Source organism: Nocardia sp. BMG51109 (assembly GCF_000526215.1).
Lineage (GTDB): Bacteria > Actinomycetota > Actinomycetes > Mycobacteriales > Mycobacteriaceae > Nocardia.
Genome location: NZ_JAFQ01000004.1, coordinates 3,007,893 through 3,025,197, shown reverse-complemented (window position 1 = coordinate 3,025,197; position 17,305 = coordinate 3,007,893). Strand labels below are relative to the sequence as shown.

General features: G+C 68.4%; 20 protein-coding genes. 9 read left to right on the top strand and 11 right to left on the bottom strand.

Annotated elements, in window-relative coordinates; translation table 11 throughout:
- Positions 1-79: 79 nt before the first annotated feature.
- The 6 genes from fusA to hppD form a co-directional block, all read right to left on the bottom strand.
- Positions 80-2,182, bottom strand: a complete 2,103-nt coding sequence (fusA, locus tag D892_RS0115275) for an elongation factor G (RefSeq protein WP_024802070.1) — start codon at positions 2,180-2,182, stop codon at positions 80-82.
- Between the two features lie 260 nt (positions 2,183-2,442).
- The gene (rpsG, locus tag D892_RS0115270; RefSeq protein ID WP_024802069.1) at positions 2,443-2,913 is read right to left on the bottom strand and encodes a 30S ribosomal protein S7; all 471 of its coding nucleotides are present in this window, start codon (positions 2,911-2,913) and stop codon (positions 2,443-2,445) included.
- 1 nt (position 2,914) lies between these two features.
- Positions 2,915-3,289, bottom strand: a complete 375-nt coding sequence (gene rpsL, locus D892_RS0115265; RefSeq protein WP_024802068.1) for a 30S ribosomal protein S12 — start codon at positions 3,287-3,289, stop codon at positions 2,915-2,917.
- 394 nt (positions 3,290-3,683) lie between these two features.
- Positions 3,684-4,235, bottom strand: a complete 552-nt coding sequence (locus tag D892_RS0115260) for a DUF3558 domain-containing protein (protein WP_051499071.1) — start codon at positions 4,233-4,235, stop codon at positions 3,684-3,686.
- A 13-nt stretch (positions 4,236-4,248) separates the two neighbouring features.
- Positions 4,249-4,779: a DUF3558 domain-containing protein gene (locus D892_RS0115255; RefSeq protein WP_024802066.1), complete on the bottom strand. Its 531-nt coding sequence runs from the start codon at positions 4,777-4,779 to the stop codon at positions 4,249-4,251.
- 68 nt (positions 4,780-4,847) lie between these two features.
- Positions 4,848-6,083 (bottom strand): 4-hydroxyphenylpyruvate dioxygenase, encoded by a 1,236-nt coding sequence (gene hppD / locus D892_RS0115250; protein ID WP_024802065.1) that lies wholly within the window; start codon positions 6,081-6,083, stop codon positions 4,848-4,850.
- Between the two features lie 135 nt (positions 6,084-6,218).
- Here hppD and D892_RS0115245 point away from each other — a divergent pair, with 135 nt between their 5' ends.
- A complete protein-coding gene (locus D892_RS0115245) occupies positions 6,219-6,737 on the top strand; it encodes an Lrp/AsnC family transcriptional regulator (RefSeq protein WP_024802064.1) in 519 nt (172 codons plus the stop codon).
- A 91-nt stretch (positions 6,738-6,828) separates the two neighbouring features.
- Here the strand turns inward: D892_RS0115245 and D892_RS0115240 are convergent, their stop codons facing one another.
- Together D892_RS0115240 and D892_RS0115235 are read right to left on the bottom strand one after the other, a co-directional pair.
- Positions 6,829-7,857 (bottom strand): aminoglycoside phosphotransferase family protein, encoded by a 1,029-nt coding sequence (locus D892_RS0115240; protein ID WP_198036902.1) that lies wholly within the window; start codon positions 7,855-7,857, stop codon positions 6,829-6,831.
- A gap of 394 nt (positions 7,858-8,251) precedes the next feature.
- Positions 8,252-9,226: an NADPH:quinone oxidoreductase family protein gene (locus D892_RS0115235; protein WP_024802062.1), complete on the bottom strand. Its 975-nt coding sequence runs from the start codon at positions 9,224-9,226 to the stop codon at positions 8,252-8,254.
- 146 nt (positions 9,227-9,372) lie between these two features.
- Here D892_RS0115235 and D892_RS0115230 point away from each other — a divergent pair, with 146 nt between their 5' ends.
- From D892_RS0115230 to D892_RS0115220, 3 genes are all read left to right on the top strand, one after another.
- A complete protein-coding gene (locus D892_RS0115230) occupies positions 9,373-9,693 on the top strand; it encodes a hypothetical protein (RefSeq protein WP_024802061.1) in 321 nt (106 codons plus the stop codon).
- Positions 9,690-10,838, top strand: coding sequence for a transglycosylase SLT domain-containing protein (locus D892_RS0115225; RefSeq protein ID WP_024802060.1), 1,149 nt, complete (start codon positions 9,690-9,692; stop codon positions 10,836-10,838). The genes D892_RS0115230 and D892_RS0115225 overlap by 4 nt, the downstream gene beginning before the upstream one ends.
- Positions 10,839-10,947: 109 nt before the next feature.
- On the top strand, positions 10,948-11,721 hold the full coding sequence (locus tag D892_RS0115220; RefSeq protein ID WP_024802059.1) for an acyl-[acyl-carrier-protein] thioesterase: 774 nt from the start codon (positions 10,948-10,950) through the stop codon (positions 11,719-11,721).
- 217 nt (positions 11,722-11,938) lie between these two features.
- Here D892_RS0115220 and D892_RS0115215 read toward each other — a convergent pair whose 3' ends face one another.
- Positions 11,939-13,606: an FAD-dependent oxidoreductase gene (locus D892_RS0115215; RefSeq protein ID WP_024802058.1), complete on the bottom strand. Its 1,668-nt coding sequence runs from the start codon at positions 13,604-13,606 to the stop codon at positions 11,939-11,941.
- 192 nt (positions 13,607-13,798) lie between these two features.
- Between D892_RS0115215 and D892_RS0115210 the strand changes: the two genes are divergently transcribed.
- Entirely contained in the window at positions 13,799-14,290 is a 492-nt protein-coding gene (locus D892_RS0115210) for a histidine phosphatase family protein (protein ID WP_024802057.1), read from the top strand.
- A 21-nt stretch (positions 14,291-14,311) separates the two neighbouring features.
- Here D892_RS0115210 and D892_RS0115205 read toward each other — a convergent pair whose 3' ends face one another.
- The gene (locus tag D892_RS0115205) at positions 14,312-14,512 is read right to left on the bottom strand and encodes a hypothetical protein (protein WP_024802056.1); all 201 of its coding nucleotides are present in this window, start codon (positions 14,510-14,512) and stop codon (positions 14,312-14,314) included.
- A 58-nt stretch (positions 14,513-14,570) separates the two neighbouring features.
- Between D892_RS0115205 and D892_RS0115200 the strand changes: the two genes are divergently transcribed.
- From D892_RS0115200 to D892_RS49620, 4 genes are all read left to right on the top strand, one after another.
- Positions 14,571-14,939 carry a VOC family protein gene (locus D892_RS0115200; protein ID WP_024802055.1) on the top strand — a complete coding sequence of 123 codons (369 nt, stop codon included), beginning with the start codon at positions 14,571-14,573 and terminating at the stop codon, positions 14,937-14,939.
- Positions 14,940-15,006: 67 nt separating this feature from the next.
- Positions 15,007-15,450 carry a MerR family transcriptional regulator gene (locus D892_RS0115195; protein WP_024802054.1) on the top strand — a complete coding sequence of 148 codons (444 nt, stop codon included), beginning with the start codon at positions 15,007-15,009 and terminating at the stop codon, positions 15,448-15,450.
- Positions 15,451-15,887: 437 nt separating this feature from the next.
- On the top strand, positions 15,888-16,196 hold the full coding sequence (locus tag D892_RS0115190) for a GNAT family N-acetyltransferase (RefSeq protein ID WP_024802053.1): 309 nt from the start codon (positions 15,888-15,890) through the stop codon (positions 16,194-16,196).
- Positions 16,153-16,497 (top strand): pirin family protein, encoded by a 345-nt coding sequence (locus D892_RS49620; protein ID WP_156959958.1) that lies wholly within the window; start codon positions 16,153-16,155, stop codon positions 16,495-16,497. The genes D892_RS0115190 and D892_RS49620 overlap by 44 nt, the downstream gene beginning before the upstream one ends.
- On the opposite strand, the gene D892_RS0115185 is transcribed toward D892_RS49620, so the two are convergent.
- Complete coding sequence (locus tag D892_RS0115185; protein ID WP_024802052.1) at positions 16,400-17,305, bottom strand: helix-turn-helix transcriptional regulator; 906 nt, start codon at positions 17,303-17,305, stop codon at positions 16,400-16,402. The genes D892_RS49620 and D892_RS0115185 overlap by 98 nt on opposite strands.

Below are 17,305 nucleotides of genomic sequence, written 5' to 3'. Positions count from 1 at the left end.
GTTGGTGCTTGCTAAGCAGCAGTGCGGTTGTTATGGATCATCCCCGCATACACGGGGATCGGGTGGTGCAGAGACCGGACTACTCGCCGGTCGCCTTGGCGATGATCTCCTTCGACACGGAAGCCGGAACCTCCGCGTACGAATCGAACACCATGGAGAAGTTCGCCCGGCCCTGGGTCTTCGACCGCAGATCACCGATGTAACCGAACATCTCCGAGAGCGGAACCAGCGCCTTGACGACACGGGCACCACTGCGTTCCTCCATGGCCTGGATATGGCCACGGCGGGAGTTCAGGTCGCCGACCACTTCGCCCATGTAGTCCTCGGGCGTGGTGACCTCGACGGCCATCACCGGCTCGAGGATCACCGGACCGGCCTTGCGGGCCGCTTCCTTGAGGGCCTGCGCACCCGCGATCTTGAACGCCATTTCCGAGGAGTCGACCTCGTGGTAAGCGCCGTCGAGCAGCCTGGCCTTGATATTGACCAGCGGATATCCGGCGAGAACACCGTACTGCATGGCGTCCTGGATGCCGGCGTCCACCGACGGGATGTACTCCCTCGGCACGCGGCCACCGGTGACCTTGTTCTCGAACTCGTAGGTCGCGCCGTCCTCGCCCGCGAACGGTTCCAGGGCGATGATCACACGCGCGAACTGACCCGAGCCACCCGTCTGCTTCTTGTGGGTGTACTCGTGCTTCTCGACCGTCTTGGTGATGGTCTCGCGGTAGGCCACCTGCGGCTTGCCGATGTTGGCCTCGACCTTGAATTCACGCTTCATCCGGTCGACGTAGATGTCGAGCTGCAGCTCGCCCATGCCGCCGATGACGGTCTGGCCGGTCTCGGCATCCAGCTTCACGTTGAAGGTGGGGTCCTCCTCCGCGAACTTCTGGATGGCGCTGCCCAGCTTCTCCTGGTCGGCCTTGGTCTTCGGCTCGATGGCGACCTCGATGACCGGATCCGGGAACGACATCGACTCGAGCACGACCTGGTTCTGCGGGTCGCACAGGGTGTCACCGGTGGTGGTGTCCTTCAGGCCGATGACCGCGTAGATGTGGCCGGCCTGGGCCTCATCGATCGGCTGCTCCTTGTTGGAGTGCATCTGGAACAGCTTGCCCAGGCGCTCCTTCTTGCCCTTGGTCGAGTTGATGATCTGGGCGCCGGAGGCGACCTTGCCCGAGTACACCCGGACATAGGTCAGCTTGCCGAAGAACGGGTGCGTCGAGACCTTGAACGCCAGCGCCGCGAACGGCTCGGTGGTGTCGGCGTTGCGGTGCAGGATCTCTTCCTCGTTACCCGGGACGTGGCCGTCGGTGCCGCCGTCGTCCAGCGGGTTGGGCAGGTAGTCGATGACCGCGTCGAGCATGGGCTGCACGCCCTTGTTCTTGAACGCCGAGCCGCACAGCACCGGGTAGAGCTCGGAGGCGACGGTCAGCTTGCGGATGGCGCCCTTGATCTCCTCGATCGTGAGCTCCTCGCCGCCGAAGAACTTCTCCAGCAGCTGTTCGTCCGACTCCGCGACGGTCTCCAGCAGCTCCTGGCGGTACTGCTCGGCTTTTTCGGCGAGATCGGCCGGGATCTCGATGGTCTCGTAGGACTCGCCGAGCTTGGTCTCGCCCTTCCAGACCTTGGCGTTCATCTCGACCAGGTCGATGATGCCCTCGAAGTCGCTCTCCGCACCGATGGGCAGCTGCAGGACCAGCGGCTTGGCGCCGAGGCGGTCCTTGATGGTCTGGACGGTGAAGTAGAAGTCGGCGCCCAGCTTGTCCATCTTGTTGACGAAGCAGATGCGCGGGACGTCGTACTTGTCGGCCTGCCGCCAGACCTGCTCGGACTGCGGCTCCACGCCCTCTTTTCCGTCGAAGACCGCAACCGCGCCATCGAGAACGCGCAGCGATCGCTCCACCTCGACCGTGAAGTCGACGTGGCCCGGCGTGTCGATGATGTTGATCTGGTTGTCTTTCCAGAAGCAGGTCGTCGCGGCCGACGTGATCGTGATGCCGCGCTCCTGCTCCTGAGCCATCCAGTCCATCGTGGCCGCGCCGTCGTGGACCTCACCGATCTTGTAGGTGATACCGGTGTAGAAGAGGATGCGTTCGGTTGTCGTGGTCTTACCGGCATCGATGTGGGCCATGATGCCGATGTTGCGGACCTTGTTGAGGTCGGTGAGCACGTCCTGTGCCACGGAAATCTTCCCCGCTCTGTCTTGTGAGACTCTCAGCTCAGTTGGGATTTTCGGGAACGACCCTGGCTCCTTGCGGAGGCCCAGAGGCCATCACTTTTTCAACGTCGAGCGCGGCGCCGAAGTGCCCTGCACCGGGGCCGCCCGGCCGCCACGCCCGACTGTGACTCGCCTCCCGGCGCCGTCCCTTCACAGTGCCGAATTCGGAACGCCGCCACAGCGTCCGAACTCGGAGCACCGCTCCGGCTGACCCGGGAATCGAATCACCAGCGGTAGTGCGCGAAGGCCCGGTTCGACTCGGCCATCTTGTGCGTGTCCTCGCGCCGCTTCACCGAGGCGCCCAGGCCGTTGCTGGCATCCAGCAGCTCGTTGGCCAGCCGCTCGACCATGGTCTTCTCCCGGCGCTGCCGCGAGAAGCTCACCAGCCAGCGCAGCGCCAGGGTGTTGGCGCGACCCGGCCGCACCTCGACCGGCACCTGGTAGGTGGCGCCACCGACCCGGCGCGGCTTCACCTCGAGCGACGGCTTCACGTTGTCGAGCGCGCGCTTGAGGGTGACGACCGGATCGGTGCCGGTCTTCTCGCGCGCCTGCTCCAGCGCCGCGTAGACGATCCGCTCGGCGGTCGACTTCTTGCCGTCCAGCAGGATCTTGTTGACCAGCTGCGAGACCAGCGGCGACCCGTAGACCGGATCGTTGATCAGGGGGCGCTTCGGCGCGGGACCCTTGCGCGGCATATCAGCTCTTCTCCTTCTTGGCGCCGTAACGGCTGCGAGCCTGCTTGCGGTTCTTCACACCCTGGGTGTCCAGCGAGCCGCGAATGATCTTGTAGCGCACGCCCGGAAGGTCCTTCACACGACCGCCGCGCACGAGCACCATCGAGTGCTCCTGCAGGTTGTGGCCCTCACCGGGGATGTAGGCCGTGACCTCGACCGCGCTGGTCAGGCGAACACGCGCGACCTTGCGCAGCGCGGAGTTCGGCTTCTTCGGGGTCGTGGTGTACACGCGGGTGCACACGCCACGACGCTGCGGGCTCCCCTTCAGGGCCGCGGTCTTCTGCTTCGCGACCTTGTCGCGGCGACCCTTGCGGACCAGCTGGTTGATGGTTGGCATATACCGGCTTTCTTTATTCGGTAACCAGGTGTCTGGAACTCTGCGTGTCTGTTCAGTTGGTGGCGTGTATCCCGGCGTGCTGGGCGCATTCGGACGTTCACGCCACGGTCATCGAGCTTTCATCCCTCCGCCCGAACAACGTTCCTCGCGTCCCGAGGTCGGGCGTGTCGCGCGCAGTGCATACCGACTTTTCTGGGCACGCCGAGAAGGTCGGCCGCTCTCGCTGGCTTACGTCCTGCACACGAACTTGCCCGATAGCTTCCGGGCACAGCGGTCCACGATACCCGTCGGCGCGGCGAGGGGCAAAAACGGGGCCCCCGTGGTAGGCGCACGGGCACACCGGACGGCGATATCGGGTTGTCGGCCAGGGCTCGGCCTGGCGATCGGACCGGGTCTATCGGGCTAGGTTCAGCGTCAACTCTGCCAGTTTCTGCGCGCCCTCGCACGGATCCGGATGCCCGGATCCGGCGCGATAGTTCACCCACCACCCGATGACGCCGGTATCGGCGGCCGGGGCCATCACCCCGCACGAGTCCGGGTCGTTGGGGCGGTGCACCTGCAGCGCACGCCGGCCCTGGACGTTGATGTCGACGGTGGTGTAACCGAGCCGTTGGTTGTTTTGTTTCTCGTTGGGCAGCGAGCCCATCTCGTACCAGTTCAGCGTGGCCATGCCGTCGCCGCCGGGGGTTCCGAGCAGATCCCACATGCACACCGCGCCGTTGAACGCGGAATTGGTGCTCTGCGCACCGGTCGCCTTGGCGATGTCGTCCTCCTTGACGACCTCGCACTCGCGCAGCAGCTTGTCGAAGTTCATGTTCACGCTGCTGCCGCCGCCGGCCGGCTGCGCCGTCCCGGAGACGGTGCGCCCGCACCCGCTCATCGTGGCCGCGACCGCGACCGCCGCCGCGCAGACCGCCAAGGTCCTGGCTGTCGCTCGCACAGTCACGCTGCGTCCTCCCTCACTTCAATCGCTGCACGGTCAGTTCGGCCAGTTTGCGATTCTTCACGCACGGGTCACCGCCCGGCTGGCCGAAGATCCCCGTGGAGGTCGACCACTCGAAGAAGTCGTCGCCGAGCTGCACCGCCAGGTCGCAGATGTCGCCGGTGGCGGTGGCGTCCTGGAAGCCCGGATGGCCGGCGATCTCGATCCGCTCGGGATTGCGCCCCTGCGCCGTCACCCACGCGCGCTCCCGCTCGATCGGGCTGCCACGGTAGGAGGCGAACGTGACGCTCGGCGAGGTGGTGCCGGCCGATTGCCAGTTGCAGCTCACGGAGTTCTTGAACGCCCGCGAAATCTGCGGCAGCTGACCCAGATCGCGCACCTCGTCGTCGGTGACGCTGCCGCACTCCCCCGTGAACGGGCCCAGCGCCGCCACCTTCATCGGCGGCCGCACCGCCGGAGACGGAGCGTCCGAATCGTCGCCCGACCCGCATGCCGTCAACAGCGCGACGATGGCTGTCCCCGTGACGATCGCCGACGTGATCCGCATGCCAGCGACTCTACTGTGTTCGATGGCGCCGGCACCGCCTTCGCCGCGGCGTTATCCGTACCGCCAGGTCACAGATTCCCGCGCGCCTCCTGCTCGCGCTCGATGGCCTGGAACAGGGCCTTGAAGTTGCCCTTGCCGAAGCCGAGCGAGCCGTGCCGCTCGATGAGTTCGAAGAAGACCGTGGGACGGTCGGTGAGCGGCCGGCAGAAGATCTGCAGCAGGTAGCCGTCCTCGTCGCGGTCGACCAGAATGCCGCGGGACCGCAACTGCCCGACCGGGACTCGAACCTGTCCGATCCGGTCACGCAGCTCCGGATCGTCGTAATAGGCGTCGGGTGTCGCCAGGAATTCCACACCCTCGCGGCGCAGCGCGTCGACCGCCGCGAGGATGTCGCCGGTGGCCAGCGCAATGTGCTGCACCCCGGGGCCCCGATAGAACTCCAGGTACTCGTCGATCTGAGACCGCTTGCGGCCCACGGCCGGTTCGTTGAGCGGGAACTTCACCCGGTGGTTGCCGTTCGCCACGACCTTGCTCATCAGCGCCGAATACTCGGTGGCGATATCGTCGCCGACGAATTCGGCCATATTCCGGAAACCCATGACGCTGCGGTAGAACTCGACCCAGCGGTCCATCTGCCCGAGTTCGACGTTGCCCACGACGTGGTCGATCGCCTGGAATACCCGGCGCGGCGCGCCGGCCCGCGGTTCGAAGCCGGACCGCCTGGCGACGAAACCCGGCAGATACGGCCCGTCGTAGCGGGAGCGGTCGACCAGCGTGTGCCGCGTCTCGCCGTAGGTCGCCAGCGCGGCGGAGCGGACCGTCCCGAATTCGTCCGTGGCGTCGTGCGGTTCGGCCAGCACGGTGGCGCCGTGCGTGCGTGCCCACGCGACGCACCGGTCCACGTCGGGCACCTCGAGCGCGATATCGACGACACCGTCGCCGTGCCGATCATGGTGCGCGACAAGCGGACTGGCCGGATCGACGGCACCGGTCACCACGAATCGCGCGGTGCCGCCGCGCAATACGAACGCCTTGTGGTCGCGGTTGCCGGTCTCGGGTCCGGAGTAGGCCTCCAGCCGCATGCCGAACGCCGACTCCAGATAGTGCGCGAACTGGGTGGCGTTGCCGACCGCCCACACCAGCGCGTCCCAGCCGAGGACCGGAAACGGGTCACCGCCGGGATCGTGGTCGACCAGCCCGACCAACCGTCGCAGTTCCGTATCCGACGGCAGTTCGGCGTGCGCCGGTTCCGCCCCTGCCCGATACTCGGGGGCGGTCGCGGGCCGCAGGTGCTCGGTAGTCATGCATCCAGGTAATCGCCACCGCGGTGTGCTGAGCAATGTCGACAAAACCCGGTAGACATCGTGGCGAATTACGTCACCAGAACGCGGTAAATGCTGGACAATTTGAATAGATCACGACCACGGATGGAGACGACGATGGCACGCTCCGCGGCGCGGCTCGACGAGCTGGATCTGGCGATCCTCACCGCCATGCACGAGTACCAGAAGGCGGGCGTCCTCGAACTGTCGCGCCGCACCCGCGTCGCCCGCGCGACCGTCCAGTCGCGGATCGCCCGGATGGAGGAGTCGGGGGTGATCTCCTCCTACGATCCCCAGATCGACGTCACCGCCGCCGGTTTCGACGTGCAGGCGTTCGTCACGCTGGAGATCGCGCAGGGTGCGCTGGACGCGCTGGCCGCGGACCTGGACGGCATCCCCGGCGTGCTGGAGGCCTACGCCACCACCGGCTCGCAGGACGTGCTGTGCCGCATCGGCGCCGATTCACACGCCGGCCTGCAGTCGGTGCTGCTGAGCATCGACCGCAGCGCCTCGGTGGTCCGCTCGCACAGCGTGATCGTCCTGTCCACGGTCGTGGCCCGCCGCACGCTGCCGCTGCTGCGCACCCTCACCCCGGCGGGCACCAGCAAGGCCCCGGCCTACCGCGGCCAAGCCTGATCCGCGCCCCGGCCGCCGCTGCTGCCGGTTCGGCCGGGTAACCGGGCCGCTCACGTCCGCCGCGACACAGGACAGCGGCCACGGCGGCCCGTCACGGTGTGACATCGCCGGGCGAGTGGCCGGCCATGCGAGAAACGATCTCCCGCAGCCCTTTCCACGATTCGTCGTCGTCCTCGGAACCGCTGTGCGGCCGGCGGAAACGGTGGACGTACTCGGCCAGGTCGGTGAGATCCCAGCGCCTGCGGTACAACTCGAGCAGGTTCGGGCGCGGGGCCGATCCGGTCGCCGCGGCGTAGGCGTCCAGCAGGGATCCGTCGCCGGGGTCGAGATCCCACAGGTCGCGCTCGGGCGGCGCGAGAAGTGCGGTGTCCCAATCGATGAGCCGCCATCCCGCCGGCGTCAGCATGGTGTTGCCCGCGTGCGGCTCACCGTGGGTCACCACCGAATTCGTTGTCCTCGAAGATGTCTCGGTGGGCGGCTCGGAGCGTGCTTCCGCGACGAGCGCGTCGTAGCGCGCCCACGCTTCCCGGACGGCGGATACGTTGTCCGACAGCAGATTCGCCGTGCCTGCGGCATAGGGTCCGCAATCGGGAGCCGCGCCCGCCGAGGCCCACTCGACCTCGTCACGATGCGGGACGGCGAAATCGTCCGTCAGCACCGGCCCGCACACCGGCGCCCGATGTACCGCCACGATCATGTCGAGCACGGCCTGCCGGTGCCGCTCGTCCCGGAACTCACCCCAGCCGAACTGCCGGCCCGCCAGCAGCGGATAGCACGCCATCGCGAACCGCGTTCCGGCCCGGGCGATCACCTCACCCGCACCGCCCGGTACCGGAGCGACCACGAAGTCCAGTCCGCCGTCCCGGAGCGCCCGGGCCGTCCCCAGCGCGGCACCGAGCCGCCGGAATGCCTCGTCGACGGAATCGCCGGGCGACCGCCGCCGCACCTCCAGCTCGTCCACGGTCGCGAACCAGTTCGTCCCGTCGGCGCCGCGAACCCGCCAGTGGTGACTGCCGAATCCGACGGGCGCGTAGTCGATCTTCACCGCCTCGATCGCCCAGACCTCGGCCAGCACGTCCGATAGACAACGTTCCGACAGCGTGGACGGCGGAGTCAGCATGTCGGGGAGCATAGGTGGGCACCGCCTGCCACATCGACCGATTATTCCGCTGCGAGACCTCGCCTTGCTCACCAGCGTCGCGGATACATCGAGCGGAGCGGCAAGCCTGCCGCAGGATGCCGGCACACGCGTCACCGAAGCACGCGCACCTCGACCACGTGAACGAACACCTCCGGTACCGCACAGCCGTCGCCGCACATCCCCGGAGCCCAGGGTGACTCCACCGGGGCGTTACAGGCGTTGCGAAGGTCCGGCGAGCGGCGCGTTTTCCGTTGCACGCCAGCCGATTCCGTTGCGCGCCGGATGTTCCACAGCGCGAGCGGTCCCCGCTCGGCCGCTGCGCCCCCTCGGCGCGAGACGATTCACCCGCCCGCTCCGGAGTCCTGCGTTCTACTCAGCGCACGGCAACGACGACCTTGCCCGTGGCGGTGCGGTCGTCCAGGGCGGCGACCGCGGCGGCGGACCGCGCCAGCGGGTAGACGGCCGGCCGCGGCGGTGCGATCTTCCCCTCCGCCAGCAGCGGCTCCACCTCGGCCCACTGTTCCTGCAGGTAGCCCGGGTGCGTGCGGACCCACTCGCCCCAACCCGCGCCGACCACCTCGGCGTTCTTCAGCAGCAGCCGATTCACCTTCACCGTCGGGATGTCGCCCGCGGTGAAACCGACCACCAGCACCCGCCCGGCCGGTGCCAGGGACCGGATGCTGTCGGTGAAACGGTCGCCACCCACCGGATCCAGCACGATGTCGACGCCGCGGCCGTCGGTCAGCTCCTTGACCGCGTCCAGCCAGCCGTCCGACAGCACCACGTCGGTGGCGCCGTGGGCCCGCGCCACCTCCGCCTTCTCCTCGGTGCTCACGACCGCGACCACCCGGCCCGCACCCAGCGCCGCCGCCATCCGCAGGGTCGATGTGCCGACGCCGCCGGCGGCGCCGTGCACGAGCACCGTCTCGCCCGCGGCGATCCGGCCGCGGTTGCGCAGGCAGAAGTGCACGGTCAGGTCGTTGAACAGAATGCCGGCACCCGCCTCCAGCGAAATGTTGTCCGGCAGACGGAACACCATCTCCACGGGCGTCACCGCCACCTCGGCGATGGCATTGCCGAGCATCGTCAGGGCCACCACCCGATCGCCGGCCCGCACGTGCGCGCCCTCGGGCGCCGACCGCACCACCCCGGCGACCTCGCCGCCGACGACGAACGGCAGCTCGGGCTTCATCTGATAGAGCCCGCGCGTCATCAGCACGTCCGGGAAGGCGACACCGGCCGCGTGCACGTCGATGACCACGCCGCCCGGATAGGACACGGGCTCGGGAATGTCGACGACCTCGATGGCTTCCGGCCCCTCGAGCTTGCTCACCTGGGCTGCACGCATATATCTGGCCTCTCTGTCGACGGCTGCTCGCCAACAAGTTAACCGGTCTTCGCTCATTGCTGTCTACGGGACCACCTCATGTGGCTGTCCGCGGGGCCGCATTTTGTTAAGCTCATGCAGCTGAACTGAGCCGATGAGGGGGAGTCATGGCCGGTCCGAACGATTCGCCGACCACCGCGGTGCGCGTCGATCCCGGCGCGCTCAACACCTTTGCGAACACTCTGCGCGGCGAGGCCGACACGATCGGCAAGCTGAACCCCGGCCTCACGGACGCGGGTCCGGCACTACCCGGCACCGAGTGGGCGGCGGCATGCCAGCAGGCCGCGGATTCCGTCGGCCGGGCACTACAGCGCATCGGCGGCCGCCTGGTGGCGGTAGCCGACTCCGTCCAGCAGGCCGGCAAGGCCCTCGAACTCACCGACGAACAGTTCTCCGACACACTGCGGAAGGTCGCGGTACAGGGATGACGCTCACCATTACCGATGTGGAGCAATGGAATCCGGCGCTGCTGACCACGGCGGGCGCCGGGGTCGGCAAGCTGTCCGGAGATCTCGACCAGGCCGTGCTCGCGGGCGTGAACAGCACCCACTCCCTCGACTGGGACGGTAAGGCCGCCACCGCCGCCGACGACCGCATGACCGCCGAGAAGACCCGGGCCTCGGCGGTCAGCCAGGCGGTACTGCAGTTGCAGACCGCGCTGACGCAACAGGTGGAGAATCTGCAGCACGCCAAGGACGAGGTGCTGAAGCTGCGCAATCTGGCGGAGAACGCACCCGCCCCGCCGGGCCCGTTCCAGGTCGATGCCACCGGCACCGTGACGGCCGAGACCCGCAAGGAGTGGTTGCGCACCAACCTGCCCGACGGTCCCGACAAGGACAAGATGGTCCTGCAACAGGACGTCGAGGCCCAGCAGCGAACCGTCGAGCTGACCCGCGCGCTGGCCCAGGCGACCAATGTTTCCGAGGCGGCGATCCAGGCCGTGAACGCCGCGAAGACCCAAATCGACCAGGCGGGAACGGAATCGAGCGTCCCCGCGGGAGCCCCCGCACCGACCACCCCCGCCGCCACCGCACCTCCGAACGGATCGCCGGCTCCCGTGTCCTCGTCCACCACCGGTGGAACGGGCTCGTCCGGCTCGGCCTGGGGCAACGGCTCGCACGGCGGTGGCGGCCACCAGTCCAGCCTGTACTCCGGCGGCCACTCGTCCGGCTCCTACAGCGGGCCGACGAGCGGTGGCCCGCCCTCGATCACCCCGAGTGGCGATGTCGCCCAATGGGTCGCCCAGGCCAAACAGGTTCTGCTGGAGATGGGTTACCGGCCGGATCAGATCGATGAGCAGGCGCTCGCGGTGATCATCGAGAAGGAATCCGGCGGCAATCCGAACGCCATCAACCTGACGGATTCGAACGCCGCCGCAGGCCACCCGTCCAAGGGCCTGATGCAGACCATCGACAGCACATTCGGCTCGTACGCGGCGCCGGGGCACACCGATATCTGGAACCCGGTGGACAACATCGTGGCCGGAGCCCGGTACTCCATCGAGCGCTACGGCTCGGTCAGACACCCCGGTGTCGAGTCGTACATGTCGGGCGGCCAGTACCACGGCTACTAGGTGTGAGTAGAGCCATCTCGACGTAACGGTGTGACGTGCGCCCCGTAAAGTCATGTCACAGACAGCACCGCACGAGAATGCGGCATACCGTGCAGCGCGAGGAGCACCCGTGTCACTCGATGAGCCACTCGCCCCGCTTCCCCGGGAGGGCCCTGGCTTCGCCTCGGCGTGGCCGGTCCGGGCCGGCGATGTCGATCCCTACAGCCGGCTGCGGCTGGACGCCGTGGCCCGCTACCTGCAGGACGTCGCGTGGGAGGACCTGCACAGCAGCCCGATGCACCGCACCGATCCGAGCTGGATCGTGCGCCGCACCGTCGTCGACGTGCTGCGGCCGATCCTCTGGCCGGACCGGGTGGAGCTGCTGCGGTGGTGCTCGGCGTTGTCGACCCGCTGGACCAATATGCGGGTCCGGATCACCAGCGCCAACGGCGGCCTGATCGAGACCGCCGGATTCTGGATCAACATCAACGAGTCGACCAACATGCCCACCCGGATCAGCGACGAGGGCATGGCCCGGCTGGGCCGGACGGCCGAGGAACACCGCCTGCGCTGGCGTCCCTGGCTGACCGATGCCACCCCGGTGGAATCGGATACCGATCTGCCGTTCCCGGTGCGCGCCACCGATATCGACCAATACAACCACGTCAACAACGCCGTGTACTGGCAGGCGGTGGAACACTTCCTGGTCGACTACCCGAAACTGGTGGCCGGACCGCATCGCGCGGTGATCGAGTACATCGCCCCCGTGCTGTCGCGCCAGCACATCAGCGTGCGCAGCCGCTACGAGCCGGGCGACCGCACCGGACATCCGCTGCTGCGCCTCTGGTTCGTGGTCGGCGGCGACACCACGACGACGGTGCGCATCGGGCCGCTCCCAGGCTGAGACCATCGAGCCACCCACAGCCTGAGCCCGTTGCGCCCTCTCCGCCCGAACCCACCGGGGCGCCTCCAGGGTGAGTCCACCGCTGCGGGCCCGAACCCACCGGGCCCCTCTCCGGGGCTGAACTCTTCGGGCCGCTCACGAACCGAGTCGCCACATGTCTCGGCGGCCCGTCCGGCCGAGCCCGGCCGCCGACGCAGCCGGGCCCGAGCCGACGGAACTATCCCCGCGCGGCCTCGAGCAGGTCCTCGCGGGTGGTGAACTTGACCCGCGGCCGCCCGCCGGACTTGCCGGCGTTGCGCTCCGCCGCATCGATGGCCTTCCAGCCCTCGCGGTCGACCAGATCCGGCTGCCGCTGTGCGAGCAGCGCCTTCAGCGCGGCCCGATCACCCTGCGGCACGGTCAGTTTGCCCGAGGTGAAGTCGTCGAGCAGTTGCTCGACGGTCTCGGTGGCGTCGACCCGGTTGGAGCCGATGACGCCGCGCGGGCCGCGCTTGATCCACCCCGAGACGTAGACGCCGGGCAGGTGCGAACCGTCGGCGATCACCCGGCCGTGCTCGTTCGGCACCACCGCGGCGCGATCGTCGAACGGCAGATCCGCCACCGGTTGACCGCGATAGCCGATGGACCGCAGTACCAGCGAGGCCGGCAGCGTCTCGGTGCGGTCGGTGGCACGGGCGGCCAGCTTTCCGTCCTCCGCGACCAGTTCGTTGTGCGCGAACTCCACCGCCTCGACCCGGTCGGCACCCGTGAGGGCGGTCGGCGAGGCCAGGTAGCGGAACACGATGCGCCGTTTCGCCGGATCCGGCGTCTGGGCCGCATACTCCTGCGCCAGCTGATACTTCAGGCGCAGCGAGGGCTCGACGTCCGGATCGTCCAACTGCGCCTGGCTTTCCGGGTCCAGCTCCAGTTCGGCCTCGTCGATGACGACGTCGACGCCCGGCAGGTGCGCCAGCGCCAGGAACTCCGGCGAGGTGTAGGCGGCCTGCAGCGGGCCGCGGCGGCCGAGCACGACGACCTCGCGGATGTTGCTCTGCCGCAACGCGTCCAGGGCGTGATCGGCAATATCGGTCTTGGCCAGCTCGTCCGGCGGCAGGGTCAGCACCCGGGCCACGTCGAGGGCGACGTTGCCGTTGCCCACGACGACCGCCCGCTCGCCCGACAGATCGAAGCTGCGGTCCGATTTGTCGGGGTGCCCGTTGTACCAGGCCACGAACTCGGTGGCGGAGTGGCTGCCGGGCAGATCCTCACCGGGGACGTCCAGCGACCGGTCGCTGGACGCGCCCACCGCGTAGATCACCGCGTGGTGGTGCGCCAGCAGCTCGTCGTGCGAAATGTGGCTACCCACCTCGACATTCAGATGGTACTGCAGCGTCTCGCGGCGGAAGGCGCTCTCGAACATGCCCGACACCGCCTTGGTGCCGGAATGGTCGGGCGCCACACCGGCGCGCACCAGCCCCCAGGGCGTGGGCAGCCGGTCGAACATCTCCACCTCGACGTCGGCCCGCCGCAGCAGTTCCTCGGCGGCGTAGCAGGCCGCCGGGCCCGCGCCGACGATCGCGACGCGCAGCGTGCCCAGTTCCTTCGGCGGGCGCGCGGGTGTCACCAGCGGGTCGAAATTCGACTCCAGCGGGTGACGCTCGAAGTACGCGGCGTTGATATCGCGGAACCTGGCCAGGGAGGCGGTCAGATCGTCCTCGGAGAAGATGGCCTCCACCGGGCAGGCATCCACGCACGCGCCGCAGTCGATGCAGGTGTCGGGGTCGATGTAGAGCTGTTCTGTCGTCGCGAACTCGGGTTGTTCCGGAGTCGGACGAATGCAATCGACCGGGCACTCGGGTACGCAGCTGGCGTCGTTGCAACAACGCTGCGTGATCACATAGGCCATATCTCGCAGATCCTCGAAACATCCATGGTCTGTACTCCACCCGGGGGTTGGGTGGGGCATGCATCACACCGCCGGCGATGTGCCGGCGAATGTGACACCACCCATCAGTGTGCCTCGAGAGTGAGCTGTCTCTCCGCGCAGGAGGGTGTCGTGCAACACATCGGGGCCCTCACGACGGCTTACGGTATTGCCATGGTGCGGAATCTGATCCTGATGCGGCACGGCAAATCCAGCTATCCACCGGGTGTGACCGATCACGAGCGCCCCCTGGCGCCGCGCGGCCGGCGCGAGGCCGGGCTGGCCGGCGACTGGCTGCGCTCGGCCCTGCCGCCGGTCGATGCCGTGCTCTGTTCGGACGCCGCCCGCACCCGCGAGACGCTGGCCGCCACCGGAGTCACCGCCCCGGTGTCGTATGAACCGGCCATCTACGAGGCATCGCCGCAGGCGCTGATCGACCTCGTCCGGCTCGGCGACGACGACGTGCGGACGCTGCTGCTGATCGGGCACGCACCCGGAATGCCCGCGACGGCCTGGGAACTGGCGGCGAACCGCGACTCCGCACCGGCCGAGGAACTCAGCCGGAAGTTCCCCACCTCGGCGCTCGCGGTGCTGGAATTCGGTCGGCCGTGGGCCGACGTGGACCCGGGGACGGGAGAGCTCGTGCGATTCCACGTGCCTCGCTGATCGATCGGTGCGGGCGTCGGGTCAGCGCACGAACTTGCCGCGCACCACCACGACGACGCCCAGCACAACCAGCGCGAGGAACGCGACGAACCAGTTCGTCAGCGCCCAGACGACGCCCAGCACGATGAGCACCGGCACCGCCGCGATCGCGGCGATCACCGGATTTTCCTTGACCGTCTCGAAGGCCGAGCGGGCCCTCGTACGATCGATCTCTTTGGCCATGTGTCCAGAGTATGCCGATTCGCCGGAACCTGTCGGTGCCCGGTGGAATGCTCCCTGCATGGATTGGAAAATCGAACTCGTCGCCATCCCCGTCACGGATGTCGACCGCGCCAAGGAGTTCTACACCCGCATCGGCTTCCACGCCGACTTCGACGAAAGCCCCACCCCCGACATCCGCTTCGTGCAACTGACCCCGCCGGGGTCGGGGTGCTCGATCTGTCTCGGCCGGGGCATCACCGATGCGGCGCCGGGCAGCGTGGAAGGCATGCAGGTGGTTGTCGCCAGCGCGGAACAGGCGTACGGGCAACTCGTCGCCGCCGGCGTGCCTGCTACCCCTGTGAAGGACGAGGGCTGGGGGCTGTTCACCTACTTCGCCGATCCCGACGGCAACAAGTGGGCGGTGCAGGAATTGCCGCAGCGGGAGTGATCGCGCTTGCTTGGAGTGCACTCCAGGTCGGTACCGTCGTAGGCGGAGATCGCAGGAGGCGAAGGCAATGGGTGTGACGGTACCGCAGGAGATCGACCAGACCGAGTACGAACGTCCGCGCTACTCCATCGGCGAGGCCGCCGAGCGCTCCGGCCTGAGCCGGGACACGCTGCGCTGGTACGAGCGGATCGGGCTGATGGACTACGTCGGCCGCGACTCCGGCGGCAAACGCCGCTTCAGCGACCGCGACCTGAACTGGCTGCACCTGATCAGCCGCCTTCGCCTCACCGGCATGTCCGTCGCCGACATGCTGCACTACGCCGAGCTGGTCCGGGCCGGCGACGTGACGACGCCGCAGCGGCTGCAGATGTTCCGCGACACCCGCGCAGATGTGCTGGAACGCATCGACGAGCTGCGTCAGACCCTGGCCGTGCTGGACCACAAGATCACCCTGTACGAGGGCCGGGTCGCCACCATGCAGCCCGCGGCCGAACCGGCCGTGCACGCCTGATCCGGACAACTCTCCGAAGGCGCCCCGGGGTACCGCGAGACCCGGCTACGATGCCAGGCGATATGCGATCTCCCGCCGATGCACGCCTCGGATCGACGCGCGGAACTCCGGACAGGTCCGCGCGCTTGACAGCGCGCCGTGGGCCGCCCACCGCACCGGCGCCGCGGCGGGACGCGAGCGCGCGCCGATGGCCGGGCTGCCCCGGCGTCCTGTCCGCGCGGTGGCCGACGGACCTGTCGGCGGTGCCGGAGCAGGCCGAGCCGTGGCCATCACCGCACCACCCGGCGAGCAGCTCCCGGAGCGTGGGTATCCTTGCGCGGCAACCCATGTCGACCGTGCGCCCGTCGCCGGCCGAGCCACGACGACCGTCGGCGCAGTCGATCGCGGGTCGATCACGAACAGGTATCCGGCACGGGCATGGAAGGAGTGGTGAAGCGATGACCGAACAGGTCGTGACCACGGCCGTTGTCCGCAACGCGGCACAGCACCGCTACGAGGTGTGGTACGGCGACAAGCTGGCCGGTTTCACCGAGTTCCGGGAGCCGGGCGACGAGACCGTGTTCATCGACACCGAGATCGACGGCGAATTCGGCGGCAGGGGGCTGGGCAGCGCGCTGATCCGCGACGCGGTCGCGGATGCCGCCGCCCGCGGTCGCACCCTCGTCCCGCGATGCCCGTTCGTGAAGAACTGGCTGGACAAGCATCCGGAATACGACGCGCACGTGGCGGGCAAGAGCGCCGGGTAGCCGACCGGCCCCGGCCGTAGAACCGCATCCATCGGTCTGTCAACGGCCACCCGACCTCGGGGGACAGATCCGGCATCGTGACAACCTCGGCTCCGACGTGCGGATCGAACCCGGTCGGCCGAACCTGATGACGTCGAGCTGCGGGACAGCGCACTCCGGGTACACCGAACACCGCGTACACCCGAACACCGCGGCGCGGTGGCCTACCGGGGAGGGATCCCGTTGTCCGCCCAGCCGTCGGCACGGTGGAAAGACGCACCGTCCGAAGAGGTCTCGCCGACCATCGACTGAGTCCCGATGACCCGCAACAGATCCAGCTTCTCTTGCGCGTCGGTGCCCGGTCTCGGATAGAGGACCAGGAGCTTCTGCGAGGCATTCGGGGTGACCAGCGTCTCGCACATCAGGTCCACCAGGCCCACCTGCTCGTGGATGACACGCTTGGCATCCGTGATCCGCACGGCCACTTCGTGTTCGGACCACAGCCGCTCGAAATCGGCACTGGCGGAACGCAGTCGAGCGACGAGCTTGTCGACGTCGGCATCACCGGACCGGCGGGCCGCCGTCGCCCGCAGGTCGGCGACATGCTGGCGGGTCAGGCGATCCCAGTCCTCCGCGGGCACCCGGTGGGGCACCGTCGGATCGGTGAACCACCGCCACAGCAGGCAGCGGTCCAGGCCCGTGCGCCCGGACTCGTCGCCCATCAGGATGATGTGCATCCGGTTCTGCACCAGAATCTCGCCGAGATCGGAGACCACGCAGGCCGGGGAGTCGTCCAGCTTGTTCAGCAGATGCAGCAGGCCGGGGCCGACGTGCCGGTTACCGCCGCGTTCGGGCGCCGGGTGATCGCACAGGTGGAACAGGTGATCGCGTTCGTCGTCGGTGAGTCGCAGGGCACGCGCCAGCGCGCCGAGCACCTGCACCGACGGGCGCGGGCCGCGGGACTGTTCGAGCCGGGTGTAGTAGTCGGTCGACATGCCCGCGAGCACGGCCACCTCGTCGCGCCGCAGCCCCGGGGTGCGGCGGCGCAGGCCGGGCAGCAGGCCGACATCCGCCGGTTGCAGCTGTTCGCGGCGGCGACGCAGGAAATCGGCAAGATCGTCGCGGTCCAT

What these genes read in the sequence shown, in the direction of transcription:
- rpsG (WP_024802069.1), bottom strand. Translation starts at nt 2,913, where the DNA reads ATGCCGCGCAAGGGTCCCGCGCCGAAGCGCCCCCTGATCAACGATCCG.
- rpsL (WP_024802068.1), bottom strand. Translation starts at nt 3,289, where the DNA reads ATGCCAACCATCAACCAGCTGGTCCGCAAGGGTCGCCGCGACAAGGTC.
- D892_RS0115255 (WP_024802066.1), bottom strand. Translation starts at nt 4,779, where the DNA reads ATGCGGATCACGTCGGCGATCGTCACGGGGACAGCCATCGTCGCGCTG.
- hppD (WP_024802065.1), bottom strand. Translation starts at nt 6,083, where the DNA reads ATGACTACCGAGCACCTGCGGCCCGCGACCGCCCCCGAGTATCGGGCA.
- D892_RS0115245 (WP_024802064.1), top strand. Translation starts at nt 6,219, where the DNA reads ATGGCACGCTCCGCGGCGCGGCTCGACGAGCTGGATCTGGCGATCCTC.
- D892_RS0115240 (WP_198036902.1), bottom strand. Translation starts at nt 7,857, where the DNA reads ATGCTGACTCCGCCGTCCACGCTGTCGGAACGTTGTCTATCGGACGTG.
- D892_RS0115235 (WP_024802062.1), bottom strand. Translation starts at nt 9,226, where the DNA reads ATGCGTGCAGCCCAGGTGAGCAAGCTCGAGGGGCCGGAAGCCATCGAG.
- D892_RS0115230 (WP_024802061.1), top strand. Translation starts at nt 9,373, where the DNA reads ATGGCCGGTCCGAACGATTCGCCGACCACCGCGGTGCGCGTCGATCCC.
- D892_RS0115225 (WP_024802060.1), top strand. Translation starts at nt 9,690, where the DNA reads ATGACGCTCACCATTACCGATGTGGAGCAATGGAATCCGGCGCTGCTG.
- D892_RS0115215 (WP_024802058.1), bottom strand. Translation starts at nt 13,606, where the DNA reads ATGGCCTATGTGATCACGCAGCGTTGTTGCAACGACGCCAGCTGCGTA.
- D892_RS0115210 (WP_024802057.1), top strand. Translation starts at nt 13,799, where the DNA reads ATGGTGCGGAATCTGATCCTGATGCGGCACGGCAAATCCAGCTATCCA.
- D892_RS0115205 (WP_024802056.1), bottom strand. Translation starts at nt 14,512, where the DNA reads ATGGCCAAAGAGATCGATCGTACGAGGGCCCGCTCGGCCTTCGAGACG.
- D892_RS0115200 (WP_024802055.1), top strand. Translation starts at nt 14,571, where the DNA reads ATGGATTGGAAAATCGAACTCGTCGCCATCCCCGTCACGGATGTCGAC.
- D892_RS0115195 (WP_024802054.1), top strand. Translation starts at nt 15,007, where the DNA reads ATGGGTGTGACGGTACCGCAGGAGATCGACCAGACCGAGTACGAACGT.
- D892_RS0115190 (WP_024802053.1), top strand. Translation starts at nt 15,888, where the DNA reads ATGACCGAACAGGTCGTGACCACGGCCGTTGTCCGCAACGCGGCACAG.
- D892_RS0115185 (WP_024802052.1), bottom strand. Translation starts at nt 17,305, where the DNA reads ATGGACCGCGACGATCTTGCCGATTTCCTGCGTCGCCGCCGCGAACAG.